Source organism: Microbacterium aurantiacum, from assembly GCF_002872075.1.
Classification (GTDB): domain Bacteria; phylum Actinomycetota; class Actinomycetes; order Actinomycetales; family Microbacteriaceae; genus Microbacterium; species Microbacterium aurantiacum_A.
In genome coordinates this window covers 65591-91102 of record NZ_PGGU01000001.1, presented here as the reverse complement: position 1 = coordinate 91102, position 25512 = coordinate 65591, and the positions used below count along the sequence as shown (strand labels likewise).

The following is a 25512-nucleotide window of genomic DNA, read 5'->3' as shown; positions in this document are numbered from 1 at the left end:
CGGTAAGGCAATCGGCTGCGCCGATGCACCTGTGCATCCGGTGGACCGGATGCCGTCGTGGTTGCTCTTGGTCGTGGCGGTCCCCGGCGCCGTCCGCTGCGCGTCCGCGCCTGGTCGCGGGCTCGCGGTTTTGGTGACGCTCGGATTGGTCATGCTCGGTCTGCGAGTCGATTCGAGTCATGCGGCTTCGATGAGGGAGCGGTCTGTGGGATCGGCGGTCCGAGCGTTGTTCACCTTGCGGTCCACGATGTGCGTGCGCATCGTGGTGGCGATCATGGAGGAAGATGCTTCGAGCTCGTCGAGCAGCTGCAGTCGGTTACTTCTTGAAGCTGTGACGTCCCCGTCGACGGTCAGCGGGTGAGGGTCGAGCCAGGCATCCCGGAGCTCGTCGGTGAGGAACGCCGGCATCCGGTCATGGATCTCTCCTGAGGCGTCGCGGGCTTCGCGGGTAACGACGACGAATACGCGCTGCCGTTCTCCGGCGATCTCGGTCGTCCAGGTGAGGCCGGCTGCGGCAAGGAGCTCGTCGCTGTGGATCCAGTGGGGGATCTTCGCTCCCTTCTCCCCTGTCCATTCGTAGTAGCCGAGCATCGGCACGATGCACCTGGAACGGCTGAATGGGCCCACCCAGAAGCGCTCTGGGAGCTTCTCCATCCGGGCGTTGATGATGGGAACTTTCGGGCGGCTAGCTGGGCGGTCCCAGTCCCACCGGGCGAGGTCAATCTCGCGGTGGATGACGTCGTCGACGAGCCGTTCACGGATGATAGGTGCTGTCGTGGTCGGTGCGATGGAGTAGCTGCCTGCCCAGTCCTCGGCGCGTCCTCCGTCAGCGACGAACTCTCGGATGAGCTCGTCCGTTTTCTTGTCCATGGCGAACCGACCACACATGTCCTGTTCCCTTCATTGTGTCCGTCTGCGGCGGTAGAACCCAGGGATCTCCACGCCTGCTCGCACATGCGGTTTGACCCACTCCATCGCGTCTGCAGCGCTGCCGGGTTCGTCGTGGCTCTCGGATGCTGCAGCATCCGTCCCGGATGCTACCCCCACCGTGCTCTCAGGTTCAGCCGTCGTCGATATCTGGCTCTTGGCCTTGCGCATGACCTTGCTCAGCTGGGCGATGCGCTCTGGGTTCAGCAGCGGTGCTTCCCGTGCCACGATCTCCCGGAGCAGGCGGTTCCCAGTCTCCTGATCGATGTCGTACGGTGGCTTGCCGGCGGCCACCCGTGCAGCACTGTCCAAGGTGACGTCCCCGCGGATCCGCTCTCCGTATCGTGCCCTGTGAGTTCTGATGAGTGCAGGGAGACGCAGGAGGAATGAGTCCTCGGCGCGACGCTCCTCGAGGTTCTGCTCGACCAGGTCGAAGGTGCGTGTGCGCTGGAGTGCGCCGGCTTTGGGATCTGTGGCACGGCGGACCTCGTCCTTCGTGCGTCGCTGGGCGAAGAACTCGTCGGCGGCGCGCGCATTCGCGCGCTTCTGTTCGGCATAGACGCGCTGGATCTTGCGGGGTGGGAGGCCGAGCTGTTTCAGCCGACTGCGCTGCTTGCTCGCTTCACGACCTCGAGCGCGCTGTGCCTCGAGGTTCTCCTCGTACCACTTCTTGAACGTGTCCGGATCGCGCTCTCTTCGGGCGGCCGCTGCGCGGCGGCCGCGGGCACGCACCTCTTCGCCGTGGCGGTCCTTGTAGGCCTGGTTTCCTCGGCGGTTCACCTCTCGGGCATGGTCGAGGTCCTTCTCGCGCCACCGGCGCTGGTACTCCCGGATCCTCTCGGGATTCTGCTCACGGAACCGGCGTGCCCGCGCCCGCTGTTCTTCGCGGTGCTCCGCATACCAGGCGCGGCCCTTTGCTCGTTTCTCTCTGAGCTTCTTCTTCCGTGCGGACTGGCGCCTCATCGACTCTCGGTTGAGTTCCCGGCTGCGGTCGAGGTTCGCCGCGCGCCAAGCGCGGCGTGATTCTGCGACCTTGTCCGGGTTGTTCTCCCGCCACTGCCGGTTGTACGCACGCGAAAGGTCGGGGTGCGCTGCTCTCCATGCGCGGTTGCGTCGACGTCGGTCCTCATCCGGCCTCTTGCCTGATTCGGAGCCTGTGCCGTCAGTCACAGGCTGGACCCCTACTGTGCGTCGGGTTCAGCAGTGCTTTCGTCGCTCAGCTCGAAGAGCAGGTCCGTGAGCGTCTCGCGGTGCTTTGTGGGATCCACGATTGCCCGGGCAATGAGAGTGCGCAGCATGCTGTGTTCTTCGGTCGAGAGCACTCCATCAGGGAGCTCTTCGAGGCAGTAGTTGACCTCAGACCACAGATCGAACTCGGGGCTGTCGATCATGATTTCCGGGTAGTAGCTGAACGCCACCGATGCGGTCTTCTGCAGGATGAGGTCCGTTTGGTCCGTGTTCATCGTGGCTTCTTTCGAGGGCGTCTTGTGGGTGGGGTGCGTGGTCAGCATCTCAGATGTGCGTCGATCGCTGCGCGATCGCCTCTGCTTCCACCCCGGTGGCTAGCAGGCGCAGAGCACGCGCCTGCTGCTCGGGTGTCAGTGGTTCCGTGGCGTCGATGACGTTGGCCATGCGCATCGTGAGCTCGCCGTTCTGGTCGCGGAGGAACGTTGCCACGGCGAGGAGCTCGCTTCCTTCCGGGATTTCGACGGGGATCTCACCGAGCATGGTCTGGCCTACTCATCTTGGGGTGTCGAAGTCGGCGATGGTTTGAACCATAGAGCCGGTGGGGGCCTGGCGAGCTAGGTCGTGAGGCTGGTCGAGGTACTCGGACCACAGCTCCTGTGTGGTGGCATCCGTGATGCGCACCCTCCAGGCGGCGGTCTCGTTACGTTCTTCGTCTGTCGCGTCACTGGCGGCGATGACATCCACTCGCTCGAGGAGCCACGCGCGGTAGGCCTCACCGCCCTGCAGGTCCGCTGGCGGCCGGACGCTTCGCTCACGGCGGATGAGGCGGTCGAGTTCCTTTGACGGGGCGGAGCTCAACGTCCATGACTCGTCCACCCGGATCTCTTTCGGCATGGTCTTGCCGGGGCCCGGCCTGCTCATGAGCATGCGGCGTGCCGCGGCGGGGTCGTAGCGGTTCGGGGTAGTCATGGTGGTCCTTCCGGTCGGTGAGCAGCTACCTCATATAGGGGCGCTGCCGGTGCTATCGCGGACATCCACGTCAGGGACCGCGTCCGTGGCTGCGGATGCGGCGTCGGCCGAGGTCGGCGACGGAGATTCGGCTGCGCGGCCGAATGCCTTGAGGATCTGAGTCCACAGCTCGTTCCCGCCGGGCTGGTCGCGCCAACCGCCGAGGACCGGATCTGCGGGTGCTGCCGGAGCCTGGTCGGTCATCGTGCCGATCCTGCCGTGCTTTCGTCCTGCGGGAGGTCCGCAAGGAGCAGCTCCTCGTGCACGGTGCGCTGCGGGAATCGATCCGAAGATGCGTGCAGGGAGCGGCGCAGCTCCGGGGATCCTGTCGCGTTCGTCTGCCCCCTCAGCAGGTCCGAGGGAAGAGGCACGGAGACGTACCGCCAGGGGCCGACCTCGAGGCGGATCTCATCGCTGTGCGGCTGCCCCTCCCCTCCGCCCACGCGCCAGACGTACTCGCGTGTCACGACCCACCACTGGTGGCGGTCGTTTTCGATGATGAAGGGGCCGGCGTCGGCGGGAAGATCGTCGGTGCGGTAGTTCGGCTTGCTGCTCATCTTTCTAGTCCTCTTCTCGGCTCTGGTGGGGTGTCGGGTGCGCGTTGATGTTGTGTGCACGCTTCGCGTTGCCGAGCGCGACTGCGTCAATAGCGACCATTGCGAAGCCACACGTGGGGCATGTCCACTCCCTCATCTGGTCGGTCATGATCGAGCTCCTACGGTCGTGGTGCCAACGGTGAGCTGGAGCAGCTTGCGTTCCTCGAGCTGCTCCAGGGCGCGGTCCGGGATGTGGATCGACTGGAGGTCCTCCATCAGGCTCTGCGCGCGCTTGTAGGCGAGGTTGCGCTCGTTCTGCGACGCAGCGGTGTTCTCGGCCATGTCGAGGAAGGTGCGGATCTGCTTGATGAGGCGGCGCTCTGCGAGCGGCACGTTCTTCTGTCCGACCTTGCGAGCGTGGCGCTCTGCAGTCTCCCAGGCGAGGGCGAAGTCCTCGACCGCTCGAGGGAACGGGAGCTTGGTGAGGTCGTCATCGTCGTCGAGGTTGGTTGGCATCTTGCCGGCGGTATCCCGCAGCGTGTTCGCGGTGCGCATCGCGCGCAGCATCGTGAGTGTCTGCGGGACGTTCGGGTCGCTGAGTGCCGGCATGAAGAACAGGGTGTCCCAGTCGGTCTCGGCGTGCAGGATCTTTCGCAGCAGCTCGCTGTGGCGGTCGTGGTACGACTGCCAGGTGGCTGCTCGGCTCTCCTGCAGTGCGCGCAGCGCCTCGGCCTGCTCTCGGGCGGCACGGATGCCGCGGCGAGCGCGGGTCGACAGGTGGATGATGAGCCAGACCAGCAGGACGGCGAGGATCGCGGCGACGATGACGGCGAGTGTGATCCACAGCCAGGTGAGGTCGGCGGGTTCCTGCACGGTGTCTGGTGCCCGGGTGGGCTCGCTGTTCCCCGTCGGTTGTGGAGATGGTTCTGACGTTGGCTTGGGGCTTTCGTTGGTCTCGCCGCTGAGAGCTCCGAAAGCCCAGGGGAGCACGAAGCTCAGTCCTGCTGACAGCAGGCCGAAGAGGATGAAGGACCAGCCGCCCTGGCCGTAGTCGCTGGAGAGGCGGAAGACGCCGATGATCACGGCGACGAGCCCGGTGATCAGCATGATCCCTTGGAGCAGGGGTACGAACGAGGAGAGCATCCCCGAGAGTTCGACGAGGTCGGGGTCCGGGACTGTCGCGTAGGTGATCATCGGGTGACCTCCTTGTCGGTGTTCCCGGGGAGAGGGCGGACGTGTTTGCGGGGCTTCTTGCGGTAGGAGGCCAGGGGTTTGTGGGGTGCGTCGGCGAGCCAGGCTTTGCCGGCGCCGCTGGCGAGGTGGGTGTTGCGCAGCTGCACGCGGAAGGCGTAGACGTCTTCGAGGATCTCGGCGCGAGCGCGGACGGCGGCGAAGTAGTTCGGGAAGGTGACGATCGAGACGATCTTTCCGCCGGCGGTGAGTCGGCGGTTGGAGTCCTTGGAACGGTCGGTCGCAGACAGACGGATCGTGTGGACGGGCATGTCCTCGATCGCGATGATGGCGAGGTCGTGGGGCTTGAGCCAGCCCTTGTATCCCCAGAGACCTTCGGCATTTGCGGGCTCCCCGGCGATCTTGGTGAGTGCCCACCTGGCGTTGAGGTGGTCCGTGCGCTCCTGGGTGAAGGCACCCTGAGGGGGGCGCACAAGGGAGATCACGTCGCCGCGGCGCGCGGCGGGGACCCCGTCCCGCACCCAGCGGCGGATCGTGCCCGTGCTGACGCCGAGGTTGTAGGCCGCGGTGCCGGCGTTGACTCGGCCGAGGCGGTTGTAGGAGTTGAGGGTGGCGGCGAGGACCTCGCTGAGCTTGCTCTCTCCCCACGCGCGCTCGAGCTCGCTCAGGTCGACGTCCTCGCGGACGTTCCACAGCGGTGCGGTGTCGTCGGTCATGCTCGGCCTCGTGTCGTGGTCAGTCGGGCTGCTTGCGTGCCTTGCCCTCAGCCTTGCGCTTGGCGATCCAGGCGTCGGCCTCAGCCTTGTCGAAGTACGGGGTGCGGGCAGCGGCGTCGTTGACGCGCTGGGGGAAGTCCTCGGCCCGCTGGCTCTTCTTCTTGGGGTCATCGCTCGGGCGTGCGGTGGCGTAGACGCGGATTGTCTGAACTTTGACGTTGAGCTCATCAGCGAAGTAGCTGTAATCGACCCAGGTGCTGGACATGGTGGGGGTGCGGCCTTTCGTGTGGTGGCAGGGTTTCGGTCCATGGGTCCCTCATCTCGAATAAGTGAATCTGACATTCACTAGAGTAGCGGGCGGGCTGGGATGACGCAACGCCTCCGAGCGGAGGGCTGCTCGGAGGCGTTGCGGGTATGGGATCACATCCAGGAGATTCCCTTGATGCCATGAAACTGCCAACCATCGACATAGCGGTCCGGAGAGTTGTAGAGGCCGGTGATGTAACGCTCGGCGCCGGCGTCGCCGCCCTGGACCCAGGACTCGTAGAAGCGCTGCTGTTCCTCGGGCGACATGTCGAGGTTGCTGTATCCGTCACGGAGGTAGGCCCAGTTGTTCGGGTCCGCAGTGGGACCCTGAACGCCCTGGATGCGGATCGTGCGCTGCTTGGTGGGCAGGCCTCCTTGTGCCTGCATGCGCTTGACCATCTGGGCGCGGCCGCGCTGGGTGGTCATGGACTGACGGACCCGGGTGGTGATCTTCTTGGCGATCTCCGCTCGAGGGTTCTGCACGCCGCGGACCCAGCGGCGCACGGTGCCGGGGCTGACGCCGAGCTTCTTGGCTGCTTCCTTCGTGGCGATCGGGTAGCGGTCGCTGCTGCCGGGGAAGAGGAACTTGAGCATGGATGCGGTGTTCCCGCTCACAGCATCGAACTTCTGCCCGGTGACACCTTCGAACAGGGCCTTCGCCTGCCGCATCTTCTGTGCCGCGTTCAGTGCCATCTCAGATCAGCTCCTGCATGTGGGACTTCCCTCGGTACGGGCCGGATCCGGTGAGGAACTCGAGGTGCTCGGTCACCTGTGCGGTGGCCTCGTACTTGAACTGGCCGAGGCCGCGGCCGAAGTGCTTCGGGTCGCCGGGCCAGGCGTCGACGCCCTCGATGGAGTCGCTGGTGTAGAGGATCGCGTCCTTCTCGATCGCGACGGGCCACCGGTTCTTCGCCTCACCGATCTGGAGGATCCGGCGGAGGATATTCGCGCGGCTCTTGGCCACGATGTGGTCGTGGCGGTGCGGTGCCCAGATCGCGAGCTGGTCGTGACGGCCGCGGTAGTCGAGCATGCCGATGCCTGCGACGTAGGTGCTCTTGACGAGGTCGCGGGCGGCGCTGTCGTCTTCGTCTCCGGTGTCGAGGAGGTCGCGGGCTTCCTTCATCCGCTTGTACCAGCTGTCGAGGACACGGCCCTTCTCGTGCCACAGCCAGGCCTCGTGGATCTCGAGCTCGATGCCGAGCTCGTGGGCGAGCTCCATGGTCGGGGTGGCGATCCAGATCTCGGTGCCGACGAGCGCGGGTCCGAAACGGCCGGTCGCGGTGAACAGGTACGGGGTGAGCCAGGAGCCCTGCTCCGGGGCGGTGATCTTCCAGTAGCCGGGGAGGCGGTTGAAGTCGGGCCGCTTGGAGTCGGTGATGAACTGCAGCGGGCCCTCATGGTGGGTCGGAGTGCCTATGCCCAGCTCGAGGCCGGCCACGGCGGCGAGATAGCTGCCTCCGCGGTCGAAGGCGTGCACCCACTGGTGCTCGCGCTCGGCCGGGGTGAGCTGACGCTGCCAGTTGAAGTCGTCCTCGGCGTAGCCAGCCTCGCGCAGCACCAGAGGCTTAGCCACCGGGGTGAACAGCCGGTCGTGGTCGTCCCGCACGTGCGTGGCCGTCATGAGCTTGATGCCGGTCGTGGCTGCGCTGTTGCGGTACGGGAACCGCATCGCCAGGGCGTACCGGCCCAGGCGGCGGGCGATGGTCGCCGGATCCGGCTGCAGGGACTCGCCGGACTCGTCATCGGTGACCGGGCGGAGGATGGTGCGGATGAAGGCGTCATTCTGCGCGGGGATGAGCCCGATGTGTACGCCGATGCTCTTGTCGTCTTCCCGCCACACGTCGATCGATCCGGCCATGGCACCGTCGCCGGTGAGCGAGTAGCCGGCGTCGACGGCGCCGGTGAGGAACGCGGCACCGGTCGTGGTCTGCTTGAGCAACGGGGCGTAGTCGGAGTCGCGCGGGTCCATGTCCGGGAGCGTGAGTCCGAGTGCGGCCGCGGCCTCGGCGGTGAGGAAGATCTGACCACGCTCGGTCTTGCGCAGCCGGTTCGCTCCAGAGTTGATCTGAGTGCCGAGGTTCAGTGAGATGGCGAGCTGTGCAAGGTCACCGGCGTGCTGCAACGGTCCCTGGACCCGGACGAGCTCGCCGTCGGGCAGCCACAGGCCGTCGGTGTGAAGGACGCCGAGCGGGGCGCGGAAGGAACCGTTCGACGATGCGGGGCGGGCTGCAGGTGCAGCTGCGGCGGGTGCCTTGTCGACGGCGGCCGCCGGCGCGACCGCGGGTGCCTCCGGCGCCGACTCGGGCTCGGTCGGAGCAGGTGGCTCCTCGACCGCGGCCGCGGCGGGTTCCTCTTCGTGCTCAATGGGCTCGATAAGAGCCTCGTAGTCCATGGGCCCGTCGAAGAGGGTGGGTGCTCCCCCGTTCGGGGTATCCCCGCCGGTGGTGCCGCCAGGAGCTTCGGGGCCTTCGCCGCCGTCGTTCGCACCGAGCAGCGCGCTGAGGGGGATGTCCCAGACGCGGGCCTGCATACCCTGGCCGATGCGGCGGTTCACGCTGCGCTTGCCGGCCGCGTCGACGACCAGCCAGCCGTGCGACTGCAGCGATGAGGCGATCGACACCTTCGTCTCGGAGAAGGCCTCATCGGCCCGCTGCGACATCGCGTTGGCGATGCCGAGCGAGGTGCCGGTGAACAGGTAGACGCGGGTGCCGTCCTGGCTGATGACGCCCAGGCGGGAACCGTTGGCCTTCCACATCGGCTCCATGCCGTTGCTCTGGTCGGTCCACCCCATCGAGCCGGGGCTGTCGGGCCGGACGCCGTCGAATCCGGACAGGTGGGCGGTGCCGTTGGCGATCGCCTCGCGGAGGTACTCGAGCAGCTGCTCGGCCGGGTCGGATGCCGCGGAGTCCTGCAGGTTCATGGCCTCGAAGATGCCCTGACGTGCCCAGACGTAGAACTCGTCGGCCTCGGGCTTGGTGATCACACCGAGCTCCTGCAGCATCATCAACATCACGACGATGCCGCGGTCAAGGACCGTGGCGCTCTGCACCAGGCGGTCGTGGAGACCGTTGTGGCCGGCGATCTTCGGGATGGTGTCGCGCCAGTACGTCGACGTCGAGAGACGGTGCTGCGGGTCGCTCTCCGCGTCGGTGAACTCGGCGATGAGAACGTCGCGGCGCTCGGCGATCCAGCGCACCAGGGCGGCACCGATCGTGGCACGGGCATGCCGGTTCTTCTTGGACTCGAGGCGGGCGAAGATCTCGCCGCCGTTGCGGACGGTGGCCGGGTCCAGGGGCAGGTTCACGATGCGGGAGTCGGCGGATCCCTGGGCGGAGAGCTCGCCCGAGGTGATAACGCTGGCGAGGATCGGACGGTCAGACTCGGTGCCCTTGCGCTGCCGGGCACGGAGACGGCCGATGCCGTTGAAGATGGTGCGGCCGAGTGCGCTGATGCGGCGGATCGCGCCCTTCGCGTCGCCGTCAGGGGCGAAGTCATCGACGATCACCGGGACGTGGTTGATCGTGCTCAGCAGTCGCGGCAGTGCGATCGCCGTGGCGCCGGAAGACGCACCGGAGATCAGGCCCTTCGTGGTGTACGTGAGGTCCGGGGCGAAGTACTGGACGGGCAGACGGGAGTGGGAGCTCTTGTAGGACGCGAACCCGCCCACCAGGTGCAGGATGATCGGGCCGGGCAGCACCGGAGCGGTCCAGGCGTGGCCGAGCAGCGGGGCGATCACACGGGCCGGGAGTTCGGACTCCTTGAGCGTGAGGGTCCCATCGAGCCAGGCCTGCCGCAGCACCTTCGGGTCGGTGGTGGGCTCGGGCATCGTGTAGATGCTCGAGGTCTTGTCGACGTCGACCTCGGCATGGACGGGTCCGCCCTTGGCGATCGCTCCGGCGGCGTGGACGAAGTAGGGTCCGGTGTCGGCGTTGCGCCAGCCGACCGTGGTGTGAACGATGCTGCGGGCGTCGACGGTCTGTCTGGCGCTGAAAATCGCATCCCAGGCTTGGTCGCGTCCACGGCGGGAGTTCGTCTCGAGGAATCCGGGCCACGGCAGCGCCTGCGCCCAGGACCCGTCCCGCAGCTGGTCCTCGTTGTACTTGAGCAGCACGGACTCGCTCTTCACCTCGCGGGTCTCCTGGTCGCGGATCGGCTTGCCGTGGGGGTCCCGGAGCCAGCGGAAGAACTTGATCGCGATCATGTGGGGGGCGCGGGCGAAGTCGTCCTCGGTGCCATCGTCCTCGACGGCGACGGTCTGCACCTCGGCCCAGCCGCGCATCACCCGATAGTACTTCTCGATCCACTCCCCCTCGCCGTCACCGGGGACGGACTTGACCAACACCGTCTCCCCTTCGACGACGCGGTACTCGGAGCCGATGATCCGGATCCGCTTCTCGGGGCGGTCCTCGCTCTCGGCGTTGCCGAAGAACACACCGTTACCACCACCGCCACCGCCGACGACATGCGGCTGTCCGGGGCCATCCTCGGCCGGGGGCTGCTCGTCGACGGGTGCTTCCTCGGTCGACGCGGGAGTCGCCGCGGCGAGAGCGAGTGAGATCGGCTTGGGGAGGTCGAGGCCTGCGGTCCGGTAGGTGTCGGCGGCGAGCTGGGCACCTTCGCGGAGGGTTGCAGCGTAGGCGTCGAGGGCCTCGCGGCCGCGGTCGGTGAGGGCGGTCTCGTTGGCGACGATCGGGGCGGCGTAGCGGATCTTCTCGAAGCGGGTGAGGGACTCCCGGGCCCAGGCTTCGGCGTGCTGTTCCGCGGTGCCGCGGTCCTGCAGCTTGCTCTCGAGCTGGGCGGTGGCCTCCTTGAGGCAGACGGCGACTCCGGTAGGCCCGGTGACCAGGCGCTCGGACTCGGCTGCAGCGACCATGGTGCGGGCGTCGTCGATCGAGATCTCGATGAGGGTGTCGACGGTTCCGCCGGCGTCGAGGTGGTCGGTGAAGTCGGCCTTCCGGTTGGCGAGGGTGGGCAGGTAGATGTGGTGGGCGATGCCGAGCTCGGTGAACTTCGTGCTCAGGTACACGACGCGCTTGGCGCCAGCGGCGTCGTTGTCGGCGACGATCCGGACGGTCGCTCCCTGCAGCTGGGCGAGCATCTCGGTGGGAAGCTGCTTCTCGGAGATCGCGCCACCGGCGTTCGTGGTGCCGGTGAGGCCTTCGGCGATCGCGGAGTCGGCGTCCTTCTCCCCCTCGAGGATCCAGACGTCGCCGCCGACGGCGACGGCCTGCAGCACGGCGGGCAGGTTGTAGAACAGCGGCTCGTAGCCCTTGGGCTTGTTCTTGACCCAGTTGCCGTTGGCGCCGCGGTAGGTCTGGTGGAACTCCTTGTGGCGGATGCCGTCGACTACGCATTCGCGGCGGTGGACCCGCTGGACCACGACGCCCTCGGCGTTCGGGTACGGGTAGACCTTCGTCTCGTGCCACTCGGCACCGGACAGGTCCGGGGCCTTGGGGGCGGTCTCGTCCCGAGTGATGCGCGGGGGGAGCTTCGGGCGCGGGGGCTTCCTGTTGCTGCCGTTGCGTCGCCGGTCGGGGTTGTCCGGCAGCGGCGCATCGAACAGGTCGCTCATCGTCAGGCCGAGCGCCGCGGCGATCTCGCCGGCGGGGGCCTCGCAGCCGAAGCAGTGGAACAGGATCTTGCCGGCGGAGGAGTCGTACTTCACCGAGAGGGACTGCTTCGCGTCGCCATGGATCGGGCAGAGCGCCTTGAACGAGTTCGAACGCTTCTCGGGCTTGTACCCGCCGCGGTCGAGCGCTTCGAAGACCCGGTCGAGCGACGTCGCCGCGGCCGAGAAGGAGGGAGCTTCCAGAGTCATCGCCGCTGCACCTCCTCCAGGAGGGTGCAACGGATGTCACCGGCTGCTACATCAGTGGTAGCAACGGTGGTAGACATCCGCGACAAAGCCGCTACAATCAACAGTGTCTCCTCTGAGATTCGTCTCTTAGGGATAGCTAGTGAAAACCCATCACTTACTTGATCAACCTCTTGCCGGAGGTTGTGACCCAAATCGCTTCTGAACCCCGTCGACTTGCCGGTCGACGGGGTTCAATGCGTTAAGCCGACCGTGGCATGTCGAACTCCTGCCTGGTCGCTTCGACGGCGCGCTCGCGCTCCGCCTTGTTGATCTCGTCCTGGACGTAGTCGGGGATGTCGAGGTTTTCGCGCTGAGCGAGGACAAGAGCCACCCAGCTGCTGAGGGGGATGCCGAGTTCGTCAGCTCGCTGCCGGTAAATCTCGGCCTGCTCTGCTGGAACGCGCATGGCAAGCGCAGATCGCGGGCCTCGTGAGACCCTTCCGCCTCCGTGATAGCGAGAACGTTCAGCTGACATACGGCATGTCTACCACGAAACGTAAACCGTTTGCGGGTTTGTTCTCGGCGAGTGTGTTCTGCGCGTGAAGTGCCCATACCCATATAAGCGCTCACTCCCGACGTTCGCGGACAAAGTTCTCCAAGATTCCTCACCTGCCGGCTTGCTACACCTTTGACCCTCGCGCGCACGCACACACACGGTATATGTCCGTTTGAAAAGGTGTATCAAGTGGTGGCCGTCGAACTAAAGCCAGATCACATGCTAAAAATCTTGCTACACCTTGGAATCGGCCAGGTGTAGCAGCCAAATAAAACCCCAGGTCAGAGGGGGTGGCTTGCTACACCCCCAAAAGGTGTATCAGAGCGCGCTACACCTTCGAAAGTCGTAACTCAGCGTCTCCACTCCGATGTGACTGTGGTGGTGTGCAGGCGTGCGGTGAGGGCTCGATGAGGTGAGTCGTGGACGCAGCTATTGTCCCCGCCGCCGATGTGTCGGCGTGTCGCGATCAGTCGAGGGCGGTTGCCGGCATCCGCCAGGCGCGCACGAGCCGGCCGTTTAGCTTCACGGGCACCGTGCCGCCCTGAGCGCTGTCGGTGGAGATGAGGCGGAGGCGGGACAGCGCTCGAGTGACGGCGTTCGTCGTAGTTGTGCGATCGCCGAGCTCCGCTCGGATGAACGTGAGGGCTTCGCTGGGGAAGAGCATCACCTGATCGCCTTCGGCGCGACCGATGATCCACTCTGCGCTTTCGTGTGCGGAGCCGGCAATCACCCCGCCGTTCGCACGCATGTACCGGATCGCAGCGCGCAGCGCCCACACGACGCGATCGTCGGGTTCCAGCCAGCGGGGGGCCTCACTACTCGAGGGAATGAGCGCGAGCTCGGAGAGGATCCGGTCACCGACGTAGAGCGCTGCACCGCGGCGCCGCTCGTGCGCGGCATCCGGATCCGCGGCGAGCACGGCTGCGTACCGCGCGTCGGGGTCCAGGTTGATGTGCGGGGTGTTCGCCTGCAGGTGGGAGTGGATCAGCATGCGTGCGGCGGTTGCGGGCTCGGCGCCGACGGCGCGCAGAGGTTTGATCTGCTGACGGGTGCCGAGATGCACGTGGATCACGCGTGGGAGGGTGTGCAGGTCGATGGGCTGGTCTCCGGATGCGCCGAGGATGCTGACGTCGTGCAGTGGGGTGCTGCGGACGGCGTAGACCTCTCCGGCGATCTGGCTGAGCATCGACGGACGGGCGAGTGATGCCGTCGGCGCTGCGTCATCGATGAGCAGAGGGCGTCCTGGTTGCGCGGCCGCGCGGATGCCGTTGAGGCTCAGCTGCTTGATCGGTGGCGCGTCGAGTTGTCCGGTGAGCTCGGCGAGCGCGTTGATCAGGGTGGTCTTGCCGACCCGCTCCTTGCCGGTGATGAGGATCGGTACGGGGAAGGGTCCGTAGTGGGCGTAGGCGATCGCGCGTAGCAGCCGATCGGCGTGCGAGGGGAATGCCTCCTGGAGCGGGCGTGTGCCGGCGCTCCATGCGGTTCGGACGTCGCGGGGCGCGAGAGAGATGGGATCGGGTGTGCTCACCGTGACCTCCCTTCACTCTGACGATAGCCGTTAGCGTTAATGCTAATGTCTCGGCTAGCATTAACGCTAGCTACTGATCGGAGGGTGCGAGATGGCACTGGGACTTGTGGGCATCGAAGGCATTGCGGAGATCCTGGAGGTCTCCGAGGGGCGTGTGCGACAGCTGATCGGGCAGGAGGGATTCCCGCGCCCAGCGGCGACGCTCGGCCCACGGAACAGGGTGTGGAGCTCGTCGTCGATCCGGGCGTACAAGCGCAGCCGTGAGGAAGCGACCACGCTCTCACTGTCGATGCTCCCGAAGGCGTCGGCACCGCTTCCTCGAGTCGTCGACGACATCTTCACGGTCACGCTGCAGTACAACTATCCGCCATCGGAGAGCGTCTATGTGCGCGCCTGGCAGGGCGAGGGATACGTCATCGCCCTGCTCTCGTCGATTGAGCCCTCCCCCGGTCTGTCGAGCAAGATCGAAGCCTACGTCGGGGCGATCGCACACCAGCTGCCTCTTGTGCTCGGTGAGAACGTGTGCTGGCTCCAGGACTTCCGGAGCACCTCTCCCGCCATGACGAGCAACGTTGTGCTCACCGAGCCGACCCCGGGAGAGTTCAGCAACCCGACCTGGTCCAATGTCCCGTACGACGACCTGGTCGCCGCGGTGGGTGGACCGGTGGAGATGTATCCAGCTGGGACGCTGACCGAGGAGAACGTGCGCCGGTTCAGGGCTGCCGGCGGAACGATCGAGATCCCTGCGAACGAGAAGTGGATCACCGCTCACGTCGAGGATCTGCGGGTGCTCGCCACTGCTCCCCTGCCGGAGGAGCAGCGGGTGTACGCGCAGGACCTGGCTGCGCAGATGCTGCGATGGATCGACGAAGATGCAGAGCGCACGGAGGGCCACACCAGCGACCCGGAATGGCGCGAGAGGGAGTCGGACGTTCTGTGGGCCGTGCGCCGACGTTCCCGGCGCCTCACTCCCGAGGAACACGCGCTGATGGAGACGTACTACACCGACGGCCCCAGCGACAGCGATGTCGCCGCCGCGACCATCGACAGCCTCATCGAATGGATCATGCAGGTTGACGACGCCTCCGCGACACCCGACGCACGCGCGAACCGAGTGGCGCGAAGGGTCGCCTGGGCTCTCACCCACGGCATCCAGGATGAGGCCCGCCGTGAGACCTACCAGCGGTTCCTCAGCGTCGACATCGATGGCCGCATCGTGCACATGAGCTCCCGTCGCAACCCCGGTGTCGCGCGGTACATCAGCGGCCGCCAGCTCGCGCCCATCGCGCCGGAAGACCGTCGACGCGAGCACCGCCTCCTCGCCGGAGCCCTGGCAGAGGACCTCGGATACGAGATCAGCTTCGGGCGAGACATGTTCGGCAATCACATCGCCGTCAACTCTGCAGGCTCGGTCGCGGTCCTCTGGCCGGGCGAAGCACCGCTGGCAACCACCGCCGACCAGATCCACCTCGACGGCAAGCTCGACACGATCGCGACGCTGCTGGTCGACGGGAAGCCCTCACACCTGGTGCCCCGGATCAACCCCACCGGAACGTGGGCGAGCGGGTACGCCGGCGGAAGCCCCGCGGAGCTGGTCACCAGCCTCATCCAGTACCTCGAGGCATCCGGTCTGCCGGTCAACCACAATGCCGTCCGCAACCTCGTCTACGACCCGGAAGGCCCAGAGACGACCACGGTCGATGTAGCCCAGCTGCTGGTTCAGCACTGATGTCGGCATCCACGCTGCAGCAGCACGTCGACGAGCTCCGCACGGCGATCGCGGCATCCAGTCCGGGGCACGAGACGCTCTGGGAACATCACTGCGTCCAGGTCACCGTCTACGGACAGGCCCGGTACGCGCTCGAGCAGCCCACACCGTGGGCGGTGATCAAGCTCAACGGTCGGCAGCGCGCGTTCTTCACCTGGGAACAGGTCGTCGAAGCGGCCGAACAGATCGCGAGACAGAAGAGCTGACGCATCTATTGCCCTCACTGTTCCAGTGTGGAACAGTGAGGGCAATAGAAGAAACGGAGGATGCCGATGAACGGTTCACCGCAGCTGGGGGCACGTGTCGTGGATGCGCTGACGTCTGGCCCTAGATCGACCGGGCGCCTGCTTGCCCTGTTGGACCTAGACGAAACCGTCGGCACTGTCGCGGAACTCCACCGCGTGGCTCGTTCGTACGGGTTCGGCCAATGCGCGGACGGTCTGTGGCGCACGGCATCCGACAGTGATGAGGTGCGCGCCGTCATCGTCGACGATCGACCCACCCCCTCCGCCGAGGCATTCTTCATGCTGCAGCACACCCCATTCGGTGCACTCGCAGTACACAACCCCTATGCCGCGCGCAGCGCGTTGGAAGAGATCAACACTCAGGCCGCTGCACAGATAGCCGCGGTCGATGCTCGGCTGAGCCGTGCCGTTGAGGTGCTCCGAGAACAAGGGATGAGCGTCCAAGAAATCGAGCAGATCGTGTTCTCCGATGAGGTCGCTGACTCCGCGGAGATCGACGTGCTGTCCTTGCGTCAGGCAGGGTTTGTCGCGAAACTCACCGAAAATCGTCGGCGGATGCTCAAGCGCCGCGCTGTGCACCAGGCTCACGAGGAAGGGCTGAGTGTTCGGAAGATCGCCGCTCGCACCGGGATTCCCCCGACCGAAGTCTTCCGCATCCTGCAAGATCTCGCGCGTCGCCCTCCGGCTAAAGACGATCAGGGCAGCTCGTAGTCCTCGAGCATGTCGAACAGACCACCGATCGGCTCTCGCGGCCAGATCGCGACCTGCGGCATCCCCGCGGCCTCACGCTCGTCGCGCAGCTCGTCGAAGGCAGCGACCCGCGCCGCATGCCAGCCAGCTGCTTCATGCTCGGACGGGCGCACGCAGCGCGCCTTCGTCGACCCGCATGTCGGACAGGGCACCTCGGAGACACACGGCTCCACCGTGAAGTGCGTCGTCCCGCACGACGAGCAGAGCTCAGAGGCCAGCGGACGACCGTGAGTGTCGATCATGCGCGACTTCACGGCCTCGAACTCGGCCCACGTCTCCGGGCACGTCACGGGCTGCGTGATCGTCATCGCTGCCTCCAGCGTCGAGCGCGCTGGTCGACGGGATCTCCCTGTGCCTCGAATGCCGTCCACCGTTCGGTGACATCATGGGGCCGGAGTGCGCGCATCAGCGGCCGGGCGATCACGAACCGCACCAGAACGAACAGCAGCGCGATCGGCAGCAGCCGCCATGGTGACGGTTCGAACAGGAGTACTCCGATCCAGCCGCCACCGACGATGACGGCCAACCCAACCGCGACCAGGATCACGTAGTACCGCACCATCTCCCCCACCGTCATCGGCCAGGGGAGCTTCCCGGGGACACTGTTCAGCGTGGAGCGAATGAACAGTCGGCGGCCGCGGTAGCTCCCGTTCATCGCTGTGCTCCTGTCGGGGCATCCTGCGTTGCGCAGCTCGAGCACAGATCGTCGGTCTCGCTGGTCCACCAGCACCCGCCGAAGCAGCCTTCCTCATCGGTGCACCCACATCCTCTGCAGGTGCGCACCAGGTACACCTCGGTGTCCTTGATGCCCTCGACGACGGTGAGACCTTCGGCGAGCGCGGTGATGCGGTCGACGAGTTCCTGTGGGGTGTACATCGGCAGGGTGATGGACACCGTGATGGGCGGTGCGGGCGGGGCCTCGTGCGCCTGGTCGACGGCGTCGCGCCACTCGGGTGTGCGCTCGACGTCGGCCGAGTACTCGATGCCGGCCTTCGTCTCGAGGAACTCCACCGCGAGCTGGTGCGTCTCAGGGCTCATCGCTGCTCGCCGCCCTCGTCCCACATGGTCTGCACCGAGTTCGGAGACAGCTGGGCGAGCGTGATGTGGGCCCCGAAGTTGTCGCGCATCTCGTCGGACAGGTGAGTGGTGTCGGGACGCTGGTCGAGCATGTCGACGATTCGCCGGCGGAGTTCCTGCTCCTGCTGCTGCAGCTGCGTGATCTCGGTCTGGCGGTGCTCGGTCAGGTGAAGGTGAGCACTGAGGTGCACGGCCTCATAGTCGACCGCGCGGCGTCGCTTCTCGAGGTCGATGGCCTCCCAGATCACTGCCGGGCTGTGGGTAGTGATGAGATACCCGTCCAGCAGGCTGCGGTCGCGGAAGTGCCCAGAAGATGTGAGCGCCTCCTTGGCGGCGCCGGCTTTTCCCGGGAGAGTGATCGAACCGGTCAGGAGCGCATACGCGATGAAGAGGCCTCCCCCGATGCCGATGATGGTGAACATGACGTCGCTGGTCAGCCAGCCGATCAGGACTCCGAGCCCACCGACTCCGAAGAGCGCGGCAGCGAAGGACAGCCAGTAGATGTGCCGGTCGCGGCGGACCGCCTCGTAATAGTCGAGGAGCAGTAGTGCGCCCTCGGCTTCGTGCGCCGGGTCGACCACGGTGCCGTTGCTGGGGTCGAACGTCTCTGTTCGTTCCCACGCGTTTCCCGCTGCTGGCTGCGGTGCGAGGTACTTCAAGCGCTCGGCGCGCACCCGACCGACCGGGCTGCTGGGCGAGTAGTACGGGTCGTGGTGGTTGCTGGTGCGGGTCATGGGGCCCTCCGCGCGGACGGTGCTGTCCACTGAGCAGGAGTGGCTTCCGGCCTCTCCTACGTCATATAGGGGGCGTACGGCCGCACTCGCGGACACATACCAAGGCGAAAAGCGTCGCTCGAGCGGTCAGGATCGAGCGCTACTCCCCAAAGATGGGAGGTGTCGGGGTCTGCATGAGGTCGGCGATGGGTTCGAAGAACATAAGGGCCACGAGGATGATGATCATGGTCAGCGCTCGAACGAGGAACGTCGTGTAGTGGTCAGGTCGCCAGATGGTGAGCTGCAGCACGAGCGCGACCAGGATCGCGGCCGCGCCGAGGATTGCACCCCAACTGAGCACGCTGATCTCTTCCTGAGCGATCCTCGGCAGCAGTACGACAGTGGCAAGACCCACGATGCCGAGACTGAGGATGAGGGTGGTCACGTTCTCGCGGCTCATAAGGCCGGGCGTGCTGGTCGAGGCTTCTGCGTTTTCTGACATGGGATCTCCTTGGATTGATCGTAAGTCGCCGCGGTGGTGGCGAGGGGAAACATCAGGCATGCGTCATCGTCCTTCCTCCTCGTCGAGCCGCCGCGTACGGGCTGCAGAGAGCGCGGCGGCCGCGTCGAAGATCTCGGCGTTGTCGGGTTTCTCGTCGAGGACCTCGATGCGGCCATCGTCGTGGCGGACCACCCACTGTCCGACCTCGACGGTGATCTCGCCGCTGGGGTGGCCGAAGATCATCGACCACCCGTCCCCGTACCCGTAACCGAATGTCTGGCCGTCTTCGGCGAGGAGCAGCGCGACCTCGCCGGGGATGACGTTGAGGGGGTTGCCGTCCGCTCCCCAGTGCACGGCCTTCATCGTCCGCTCATCTCTGCGAGCTCGCGGTCTTGGACGTGCTCGAAGCGGTGGCTGCCGGCAGCGTCGACGTGCATCATTCCGTACCTGCCGTAGAAGATCCGGACCACGCCGTTGGGCAGGCGCAGCGTGTGGTCGACGGTCTGGATCCGGCGAACCTGGTTGGGTCGCTCGGGGTCGCGCGGGGTGAGGATCACCCGGTCACCGCGTTCCAGCCGTGCTGCTGTCTTCGTCGTGAGCTCGCTCATTGACTGTTCCTTCCTTCGGAGATGTCGTGTGATCGGTGGTGGATTCGGCGCGGGCGCGCCAGAACGGGTCATTGGCCTTGTCGTCGCGTTCGGGGTCGTAGTTCGGGTTCGCGGCGCCGCAGCGCTGGCAGGTCGGAGCGGACGATCCGACCAGGCCGTAGTAGGCGAACCAGTGGCGTGCGCCGGCGCGGCAGTACGGGGTTGCGGGTGCGCTCTTCATGCCGCTCCCCTGGTTCGTAGCTCGGTCTGATCGAACGCGATGAGGCCGAGCTCGTCGCGGATGCGCTCGACGGTCCGAGGGTTGCACCCGATCGTTTCCGCGATCAGCCCATCTGACCAACGTCGGCGGTGCAGCCGGGAGACGCACTCGCGGCGTTCGGCTGGGGTGAGCCGCAGTCGCTCGCCCTGGAGTGTCAGCTCGACGACCATCTCATCGACTAGGTCGTCGTCTTCCACTGTGGGAGGTTCGCGGTCGGTGTCCGGGTCATCCCAGGCCAGCGGCGGCAGCCAGCGCCGCGCCGTCGCGTACCTGATCGCGCGTGTAGCCGAGGCCTTCTCGTGCCATGTCGACGTCGGCGCCTGTACGTTCCACAGCTCAGCGAACAGTGCTTCCACCGCCTGGTGGGTGGCCTTGCGGACCTGATCGCGGCGCAGCAGCGTCGTCATGTTGCTCGCACCAATGTCGAGGCGCGTGCTGATCGCGTTCAGTGACCAGCCGTTGCAGACAAGTGCCTGGATCCGACGGTGCGTGCCGAGCGAGGGAACGAGCGCACCTTCGCGCAGGAACTCGAGAGAGGGCTGCAGCGCGAGGATCTTCTCCGCCTTCTCTCGAGCGACCCGTTTGAGCATCTCGCCCTTGCGGGGGTCCGTGCTGGAGCCCTTGCGTCCGTAGATCAGCTGGCTGATGGCGGTGTAGCCGACGCCGGCGAGCTCGGCGATGCGCTTCCACCCGAGTCCGGATGCCTGCAGCATTTCGATGTGCGCGCGAACGGGCGCCGCGTCGACGAGACCGTTGTCGAACGTCCCGTAGAGGTGCTGCCGGCGGCGCGTCTCCTCACTGGCTCGGCTGCCTTCGGTGCATCCGTCGCAGCGGCACTTGTGGGCTACGTAGCAGGTGCGTGTCTCATCGTGCTTGTGGTCGGGCGGGCAGATGAATCGCGCGGCCCGCTGGACGGTGTGCTTGCGGCAGAAGTCGAGGTTGCCAGGTTCGTGCGACCAGCCCTTCGCCGGGTAGAAGGCCTCGGCCTTGCAGTAGCGGGCGTCGCAGCTGAGGCGGAGGCGTTCGCGGATCAATTCTCGCCCCTCTTGCAGTTGGCCTCGTAGCCGTGCGCGCGGCGCATCTCCTCGACGGCGGCTTTCACGACCTGTGGGCGCTCGCACACGTCCTGGCCACAGGTGCGGCACGTCGCCTGGTACTTCGGGGCGCCGTTGATTTCGACCCTGCGGATCGGCGGGTATGAGAGCGGCATCAGAGCGCTCCTTCGTCCGCGATCGCGTCCAGCGGGCTCGCGTGTTCGGCGGTCGAGTGGTCGTCTTCGCCGCACGTCGCGCACCTCGAGGTGGGGGATTCGGTGGTGAAGCGCAGCGGCTGGTGAGGGACGGGGCAGATCGCGGGGGCATCCGGGTAGATGCCGATGTCGTAGGTGTTGGTGCGGCAGTAGACGCAGCGTTCCCCTTCGAAGAGGTGACCACCGTCGTGGATCACGGGATCCCCGTCGTACTGGGCGGGAGCGCCGATGCTGTCCGTGACGCTGTCGGCACGCTCCGGCCGCGTCATGATGCATCTCCGACCGTGCGGGCGGCGTAGTAGTCGTTGAGCCGCTTCACGTCCTCGGGGCGGGCGTTCCACTCGAGGACCTCGAGCAGGTGGTTGATCGACCCGCTCTCCTCGAGCGCGGTGACAAGCAGTGCCATGCCGTCGCGCATGCCTTCCTGATAGGCGTGCGCCTGGGTCTTGATGTTGAAGTTGACCGTGCCCATAGCCCTACCTCCTAGTGAATCTGACATTCATTAGAATACGATGGTGCAGAGACATCCACAAGAGGCATCTACCGGCGCTCTTCGCGAGGGCTGACCAGACGGCGGCCGAGGGGGACGAGAAGCATCCACGCGCCGGCAGTTCCCGCGGCGATCACTCCGGCATGCGCAGTGGATGCACCGGCACTACCGGCGAGGACTCCCGCGCCCAGGGCAGGGAAGATGGCGCCGACTGCATCTGCAGCACGCTGACGCCAGAACCGACCTCGGGGATTCATGCGCGGGCCAGCTGCAGGGCGGCTGCTTCGTCGGCGCGTGCGGCCGCCTGGCATTCTCGACAGGTCACCTCGAAGGGCTTGTTGCTGAGCTTGGTGGCTTTCGTCCTGCCGCAGGCCGCCTTGGTGTCATTGATGATCCCGTGCACATCGTTTTCCGCAGACATCCCGTTCCCCTCTCGACGTGAGTGCTTCTACGTCATATAGGGACGAGGACCGGGTGTTCGCGGACATGCCGAGTCATCAGTTGGAGTGGTCGATGAGGTCCCCGTCCGCGAAGGTCTCGAGGTACTCGACGGGATCTCGTGTGGGGTCGTCCTCGAGCGCACCGCGGACTGCGTCAGCCAGGCGGAGGGTGAGCCTGCGGTCTCGGGATCGGATGATGCGATTGAACTCGTCGGCATACCGCTGAGAGCCTCCACCGATCGTGTAGGCGCCGTAGAGGACAAAGGCATTCAGCACGTGGCCCAGCTCGAGCTCGGCGTGGGTGGGGATGGGGCCGATCGCCTTCCTGAGAGACCTCTCCTGGACGCGCAACATCCACGCCTCGAACTCCTCTGCGCCCTGCCCCCATGTGGTCCCCCCCAGGCGCATGCGGATCTCCGCGTAGAGGTCTCGCATCTGCGTCTGATCGAGATCGAGACGTGCGGAGTCCGGCCAATTCGTGGGCCGATCGCCGTGGGGTCGGCAGATGAAGCATTCGTGGCGGCGAGCTCGCCGCTTGCGCCAGCGCCCCCAAAGACCGGAGGGCTGCTCAGTGCAGCGTGGATCACGGCGGTTGTGGCTGACCTCGAGTGCGGCCCTGTACTGGGCCAGTGTGTTTTCTACGTCCTGCAGATCGGACATCGGTTCCCTTTCGACGAGAGTGCTTCCACGTCATATAGGGGCGATCACCAGGTGCTCGCGGACAGGAGACTCCGTGGTGTCTGCGAGCACCTGTAGGGTGCCCGGATGATCGATGTGAGCGCGGTAGTGAGAAAGCATGAGGCGGAGATCCGGGCGTTCCGCAGGTACCTCTTCACAGATGAGGCGGATTCCACAGCGACCATCTCGTCGGACGACGAGCTCGCGAAGGTCATCTCGGGCGAGCGCCAGGGGCTGCGCCGCTTCGGACCGGTGAAGTCAGTAACGGATCGGCACGCGAACCTCACGGTCGTGGCGGACATGGTCGACCAGGCCGCGATGCTGGAAGACGTTCAGCTCGAGGGATCTCTCCTGACCCTGTCCGTCGCGGCCCACCATCGGCTACTCGACTCCCGACTCACTGTGAACCCTGATGAGGCGTCCGCGTGGGTAGTGGCACTTCTCGGGGACACTTGGTCTGTGCATGTGCGTGCGGCGGGCGCGTTGTCGACGACGGCATCCGCGCGCGGCTCACAGCGACTGACCACGCTGTTCTTCTACCTCTTCATTTCCCCCGCCGGACAACCACACGATCCGCCGGCGTCGTTCAACATCCGCACAACTCCGCTCGACGCCTCCTAGAGCCGACGCACGTTCCGCGGCGCCGGTTCTCACCGAGTATCGGCATCGACGTCGCGAGTGAGCTCGTCGGCGAAGGCGCGCGCGATGGTCTCCTCATCGGGGAGAGCCTTCTGCGCTTCTTCGCCGAGCTCGTACCGGCTGACGGCGATGGGCGGTGTTGTCGATGCGAGCGCGTAGCGGACGACGGTGTCGTCCTTTCCTGCGACGAGGAGGATGCCGACCGTGGGCTGATGCTTATCGGGGTTTCGGAGGAGATCGTCGACGACCGTGACGTAGAACCCGAGCTGGCCGGCGTCAGCAGGCGTGAACGTCGTGGTCTTGAGTTCGATGACGACGTATCGGAGCTGCTCGATGTGGAAGAACAGAAGATCGATATAGAAATCGGTCGTTCCCACCTCGAGATGGACTTGGCGGCCGACGAAAGCAAATCCCGGGCCGAGCTCACGCATGGTGTCGAGGATCCGGTCGACCATGCGCTGCTCGAGCTCACGCTCGGAAGCATCCCCATCGATCGCGAGGAACTCGAGGGTGTACGGATCCTTCGTGAGCTCTTGAGCGAGTTCGGAGTCGACGCGCTCGAGCGCACCAGCGAAGTTGGTTGGCGCAGCGGCTTCCCGCTCGTGAAGCCGAGTCGCCAGGTGATGGGTGAGAACAGCGCGAGTCCACCCGTGATGAGCGGCCTTCGCCGCGTACCAGTCCCGAAGAGTCTGATCAGTGAGCTTGTCGAGGATGAGCGTGACGTGTCCCCACGGCAATTGGGCAACAGCCTGTTGCCCAATTGAGTCGGCGTCCGGCCACGCCCTCGCGAACGTCTGCATGTAGGTGAGATTCCGTCGCGAGAACCCCTTCATGGAAGGGAACTCGGCTCGCAGATCCGATGCGAGCCGATCGAGGACCCGGGTCCCCCAGCCTTGCTCGGCTTGCTGGTCGAGGATCGTGCGCCCCAGCCGCCACCACAGCTGCAATAGCTCGTTATTCGCCTTCCGCTGCACACGCAGACGCGCAGCGTGGACGTGTTTCTTGAGGTCCTCGAGCGTCGCCGCGTAGTCGTCCGGTGCGAGGTCGCTCATGCTCTTGATCATCTCAGACCCGCAGCCGCGGGCCCATGGCCGGGCGACCGGCGGCGAGCATCAACGGTCCACGAGGCAGCCCCTGTCACCGCCTCGGCCAACCCAAATCAGTGTCATCACCCGTGTGCTCCTCGAGCGATGAGAAATACCTTTCGAGGGCTTCGTGCTCGTTCCATAGCTGCTCCGCCGCCGATCGGGCGAGGTGGCGGGCGAACGCATCCACTGCGGCGTCATCCGCAGGCAGCGGGTACCGGTGAGTCTTTCTCTGCTGGCGCGATGGCGTGGTGATGACCAGCTCGACCCACTGCAGCAGGTACTCGACCAGGGATTCCCGGGTCTCGCAGACGTCCTTCATCCGTTTGGCTTCGTCACGCAGCACATCCCACAGGCCTACGGTGGATGTCGCGTCGTAGACGCCGAGCTCGAGGAGGATCTCGGGCTTCACGTTCTTCTGTGCCAGACGGGCGCGGTGCATCGCGAGAGCGGCAACCTCCTCGGCCGAAACCTTCACCCAGGCAACCGCTCTGGACAGAGGAAGCCGATTATCCGGAGTAACCATCTCTCGGGGCATGTTGTAAGCGATCATGGTGTCCCCACGAGCCCTATGACGTGAACCGATAGGTGATGAGCACTGGCTCTTCGCCGGCGCGTGCGACGAACGCGGTCCCGCGCTTGGGAGCGAGCACGCCCTCCGACGGTGCTTCCTTGTTGAACACCGCGGCGTACTGCTGCCTTGTGGGGGCTCCAGTCATCACGTTGATGTCGCAGAACTTTGAGAACCAGAGGTCGTCCGAGACGACGAGGACGATCCGCTCTGCCTCCCGGTCCCATTCGAAAGGATCGATGACGTCGTCTCGCCAGTCGCGTCGGATGTCTCCGTCGTAGATGATCATGCCGACATTGCTGCGAAGGAGGGTTACATCGCGACTGGCCGCAGCTGCGGCTTCGATGTCGAAGCTGAAGTGAGGGAGCCGGGCATATTCGACATGCGCACCATTCTGGAGCTCCGAGCCCTTCCTGCCACCGATCGCAAGGCGGAAGCCACGCCCGTCGTATTCGGAGGCGATGCTCCGGGCAACAGCTGTCCGCCCACTGCCAACCCGTCCGAATATGCCGACAACGGTTCCTGGGGTGAGGTCCTCGAGAATAAGGCTTCTCTGATCGATCACAGACATGAGACTCTCCATCTGCGCCGTACTGAACTTCGGGCGCTCATCCGGTGCCCCTACTCGGTTTCGGAACACCTGGGCTCAGGTATAGCACAGAGCAAGACCGCAGCCCAGATCGCG

35 protein-coding genes are annotated in these 25512 nt (G+C 65.8%); 4 read left to right on the top strand and 31 right to left on the bottom strand.

Annotated elements, in window-relative coordinates:
* Positions 1 to 177: 177 nt before the first annotated feature.
* The 14 genes from CUR96_RS00585 to CUR96_RS00520 form a co-directional block, all read right to left on the bottom strand.
* On the bottom strand, positions 178 to 888 hold the full coding sequence (locus CUR96_RS00585) for an SOS response-associated peptidase (RefSeq protein WP_102191348.1): 711 nt from the start codon (positions 886 to 888) through the stop codon (positions 178 to 180).
* 12 nt (positions 889 to 900) lie between these two features.
* Positions 901 to 2097, bottom strand: coding sequence for a hypothetical protein (locus CUR96_RS00580; RefSeq protein WP_146008098.1), 1197 nt, complete (start codon positions 2095 to 2097; stop codon positions 901 to 903).
* An 11-nt stretch (positions 2098 to 2108) separates the two neighbouring features.
* Positions 2109 to 2438 carry a hypothetical protein gene (locus CUR96_RS00575; protein WP_102191346.1) on the bottom strand — a complete coding sequence of 110 codons (330 nt, stop codon included), beginning with the start codon at positions 2436 to 2438 and terminating at the stop codon, positions 2109 to 2111.
* Between the two features lies 1 nt (position 2439).
* Positions 2440 to 2655 (bottom strand): hypothetical protein, encoded by a 216-nt coding sequence (locus tag CUR96_RS00570; RefSeq protein ID WP_102191345.1) that lies wholly within the window; start codon positions 2653 to 2655, stop codon positions 2440 to 2442.
* Positions 2656 to 2667: 12 nt separating this feature from the next.
* Positions 2668 to 3084, bottom strand: coding sequence for a hypothetical protein (locus CUR96_RS00565; RefSeq protein ID WP_102191344.1), 417 nt, complete (start codon positions 3082 to 3084; stop codon positions 2668 to 2670).
* Positions 3085 to 3114: 30 nt separating this feature from the next.
* Positions 3115 to 3327: a hypothetical protein gene (locus CUR96_RS00560; RefSeq protein ID WP_102191343.1), complete on the bottom strand. Its 213-nt coding sequence runs from the start codon at positions 3325 to 3327 to the stop codon at positions 3115 to 3117.
* On the bottom strand, positions 3324 to 3680 hold the full coding sequence (locus tag CUR96_RS00555; RefSeq protein ID WP_102191342.1) for a hypothetical protein: 357 nt from the start codon (positions 3678 to 3680) through the stop codon (positions 3324 to 3326). The genes CUR96_RS00560 and CUR96_RS00555 overlap by 4 nt, the downstream gene beginning before the upstream one ends.
* Positions 3681 to 3824: 144 nt before the next feature.
* The gene (locus CUR96_RS00550; protein ID WP_102191341.1) at positions 3825 to 4853 is read right to left on the bottom strand and encodes a hypothetical protein; all 1029 of its coding nucleotides are present in this window, start codon (positions 4851 to 4853) and stop codon (positions 3825 to 3827) included.
* Entirely contained in the window at positions 4850 to 5566 is a 717-nt protein-coding gene (locus CUR96_RS00545) for a hypothetical protein (protein ID WP_102191340.1), read from the bottom strand. The genes CUR96_RS00550 and CUR96_RS00545 overlap by 4 nt, the downstream gene beginning before the upstream one ends.
* Positions 5567 to 5585: 19 nt before the next feature.
* The gene (locus CUR96_RS00540; RefSeq protein WP_102191339.1) at positions 5586 to 5831 is read right to left on the bottom strand and encodes a hypothetical protein; all 246 of its coding nucleotides are present in this window, start codon (positions 5829 to 5831) and stop codon (positions 5586 to 5588) included.
* Positions 5832 to 5986: 155 nt separating this feature from the next.
* Positions 5987 to 6565, bottom strand: a complete 579-nt coding sequence (locus CUR96_RS00535) for a helix-turn-helix domain-containing protein (protein WP_102191338.1) — start codon at positions 6563 to 6565, stop codon at positions 5987 to 5989.
* A 1-nt stretch (position 6566) separates the two neighbouring features.
* A complete protein-coding gene (locus CUR96_RS00530) occupies positions 6567 to 11690 on the bottom strand; it encodes a CHC2 zinc finger domain-containing protein (RefSeq protein WP_102191337.1) in 5124 nt (1707 codons plus the stop codon).
* Between the two features lie 238 nt (positions 11691 to 11928).
* Positions 11929 to 12135 carry a hypothetical protein gene (locus CUR96_RS00525; RefSeq protein ID WP_102191336.1) on the bottom strand — a complete coding sequence of 69 codons (207 nt, stop codon included), beginning with the start codon at positions 12133 to 12135 and terminating at the stop codon, positions 11929 to 11931.
* A 556-nt stretch (positions 12136 to 12691) separates the two neighbouring features.
* Positions 12692 to 13753, bottom strand: a complete 1062-nt coding sequence (locus tag CUR96_RS00520) for a hypothetical protein (protein WP_102191335.1) — start codon at positions 13751 to 13753, stop codon at positions 12692 to 12694.
* Positions 13754 to 13844: 91 nt separating this feature from the next.
* Here CUR96_RS00520 and CUR96_RS00515 point away from each other — a divergent pair, with 91 nt between their 5' ends.
* From CUR96_RS00515 to CUR96_RS00505, 3 genes are read left to right on the top strand one after another with little or no spacing between them, the layout of a single operon-like run.
* Positions 13845 to 15482, top strand: a complete 1638-nt coding sequence (locus tag CUR96_RS00515) for a hypothetical protein (protein ID WP_102191334.1) — start codon at positions 13845 to 13847, stop codon at positions 15480 to 15482.
* A complete protein-coding gene (locus CUR96_RS00510; RefSeq protein ID WP_102191333.1) occupies positions 15482 to 15727 on the top strand; it encodes a hypothetical protein in 246 nt (81 codons plus the stop codon). The genes CUR96_RS00515 and CUR96_RS00510 overlap by 1 nt, the downstream gene beginning before the upstream one ends.
* A gap of 60 nt (positions 15728 to 15787) precedes the next feature.
* A complete protein-coding gene (locus CUR96_RS00505) occupies positions 15788 to 16477 on the top strand; it encodes a helix-turn-helix domain-containing protein (RefSeq protein WP_146008097.1) in 690 nt (229 codons plus the stop codon).
* Here the strand turns inward: CUR96_RS00505 and CUR96_RS00500 are convergent.
* The 14 genes from CUR96_RS00500 to CUR96_RS00440 all read right to left on the bottom strand — a co-directional run bounded on the left by CUR96_RS00500 (position 16462) and on the right by CUR96_RS00440 (position 22289).
* A complete protein-coding gene (locus tag CUR96_RS00500) occupies positions 16462 to 16824 on the bottom strand; it encodes a hypothetical protein (RefSeq protein WP_102191331.1) in 363 nt (120 codons plus the stop codon). The genes CUR96_RS00505 and CUR96_RS00500 overlap by 16 nt on opposite strands.
* A complete protein-coding gene (locus CUR96_RS00495) occupies positions 16821 to 17171 on the bottom strand; it encodes a hypothetical protein (protein WP_102191330.1) in 351 nt (116 codons plus the stop codon). Before CUR96_RS00495 ends, CUR96_RS00500 begins: the two co-directional genes overlap by 4 nt.
* Positions 17168 to 17554 carry a hypothetical protein gene (locus CUR96_RS00490; protein ID WP_102191329.1) on the bottom strand — a complete coding sequence of 129 codons (387 nt, stop codon included), beginning with the start codon at positions 17552 to 17554 and terminating at the stop codon, positions 17168 to 17170. Before CUR96_RS00490 ends, CUR96_RS00495 begins: the two co-directional genes overlap by 4 nt.
* Positions 17551 to 18327, bottom strand: coding sequence for a hypothetical protein (locus CUR96_RS00485; protein ID WP_102191328.1), 777 nt, complete (start codon positions 18325 to 18327; stop codon positions 17551 to 17553). Before CUR96_RS00485 ends, CUR96_RS00490 begins: the two co-directional genes overlap by 4 nt.
* A gap of 139 nt (positions 18328 to 18466) precedes the next feature.
* Positions 18467 to 18808: a hypothetical protein gene (locus CUR96_RS00480; protein WP_102191327.1), complete on the bottom strand. Its 342-nt coding sequence runs from the start codon at positions 18806 to 18808 to the stop codon at positions 18467 to 18469.
* Between the two features lie 63 nt (positions 18809 to 18871).
* Positions 18872 to 19171, bottom strand: coding sequence for a hypothetical protein (locus tag CUR96_RS00475; RefSeq protein ID WP_102191326.1), 300 nt, complete (start codon positions 19169 to 19171; stop codon positions 18872 to 18874).
* On the bottom strand, positions 19168 to 19416 hold the full coding sequence (locus CUR96_RS00470) for a hypothetical protein (protein ID WP_146008096.1): 249 nt from the start codon (positions 19414 to 19416) through the stop codon (positions 19168 to 19170). Before CUR96_RS00470 ends, CUR96_RS00475 begins: the two co-directional genes overlap by 4 nt.
* Complete coding sequence (locus CUR96_RS00465; protein ID WP_102191324.1) at positions 19370 to 19636, bottom strand: hypothetical protein; 267 nt, start codon at positions 19634 to 19636, stop codon at positions 19370 to 19372. Before CUR96_RS00465 ends, CUR96_RS00470 begins: the two co-directional genes overlap by 47 nt.
* Complete coding sequence (locus tag CUR96_RS00460) at positions 19633 to 20709, bottom strand: hypothetical protein (RefSeq protein WP_102191323.1); 1077 nt, start codon at positions 20707 to 20709, stop codon at positions 19633 to 19635. The genes CUR96_RS00465 and CUR96_RS00460 overlap by 4 nt, the downstream gene beginning before the upstream one ends.
* Positions 20706 to 20885 (bottom strand): hypothetical protein, encoded by a 180-nt coding sequence (locus CUR96_RS00455; protein WP_102191322.1) that lies wholly within the window; start codon positions 20883 to 20885, stop codon positions 20706 to 20708. Before CUR96_RS00455 ends, CUR96_RS00460 begins: the two co-directional genes overlap by 4 nt.
* On the bottom strand, positions 20885 to 21193 hold the full coding sequence (locus tag CUR96_RS00450) for a hypothetical protein (protein WP_102191321.1): 309 nt from the start codon (positions 21191 to 21193) through the stop codon (positions 20885 to 20887). The genes CUR96_RS00455 and CUR96_RS00450 overlap by 1 nt, the downstream gene beginning before the upstream one ends.
* Complete coding sequence (locus tag CUR96_RS00445; RefSeq protein WP_102191320.1) at positions 21190 to 21396, bottom strand: hypothetical protein; 207 nt, start codon at positions 21394 to 21396, stop codon at positions 21190 to 21192. The genes CUR96_RS00450 and CUR96_RS00445 overlap by 4 nt, the downstream gene beginning before the upstream one ends.
* Before the next feature lie 271 nt (positions 21397 to 21667).
* The gene (locus CUR96_RS18525) at positions 21668 to 21835 is read right to left on the bottom strand and encodes a hypothetical protein (protein WP_180968891.1); all 168 of its coding nucleotides are present in this window, start codon (positions 21833 to 21835) and stop codon (positions 21668 to 21670) included.
* A gap of 76 nt (positions 21836 to 21911) precedes the next feature.
* Positions 21912 to 22289, bottom strand: a complete 378-nt coding sequence (locus tag CUR96_RS00440) for a hypothetical protein (RefSeq protein WP_102191319.1) — start codon at positions 22287 to 22289, stop codon at positions 21912 to 21914.
* Positions 22290 to 22619: 330 nt separating this feature from the next.
* Here CUR96_RS00440 and CUR96_RS00435 point away from each other — a divergent pair, with 330 nt between their 5' ends.
* The gene (locus CUR96_RS00435; RefSeq protein ID WP_219721940.1) at positions 22620 to 23153 is read left to right on the top strand and encodes a hypothetical protein; all 534 of its coding nucleotides are present in this window, start codon (positions 22620 to 22622) and stop codon (positions 23151 to 23153) included.
* Between the two features lie 29 nt (positions 23154 to 23182).
* Here CUR96_RS00435 and CUR96_RS00430 read toward each other — a convergent pair whose 3' ends face one another.
* The 3 genes from CUR96_RS00430 to CUR96_RS18470 all read right to left on the bottom strand — a co-directional run bounded on the left by CUR96_RS00430 (position 23183) and on the right by CUR96_RS18470 (position 25398).
* Positions 23183 to 24223 carry a PDDEXK nuclease domain-containing protein gene (locus CUR96_RS00430; protein WP_102191356.1) on the bottom strand — a complete coding sequence of 347 codons (1041 nt, stop codon included), beginning with the start codon at positions 24221 to 24223 and terminating at the stop codon, positions 23183 to 23185.
* Between the two features lie 85 nt (positions 24224 to 24308).
* Positions 24309 to 24809, bottom strand: coding sequence for a hypothetical protein (locus CUR96_RS00425; RefSeq protein ID WP_146008095.1), 501 nt, complete (start codon positions 24807 to 24809; stop codon positions 24309 to 24311).
* A gap of 16 nt (positions 24810 to 24825) precedes the next feature.
* A complete protein-coding gene (locus tag CUR96_RS18470; RefSeq protein WP_146008094.1) occupies positions 24826 to 25398 on the bottom strand; it encodes a hypothetical protein in 573 nt (190 codons plus the stop codon).
* Positions 25399 to 25512 lie beyond the last annotated feature (114 nt).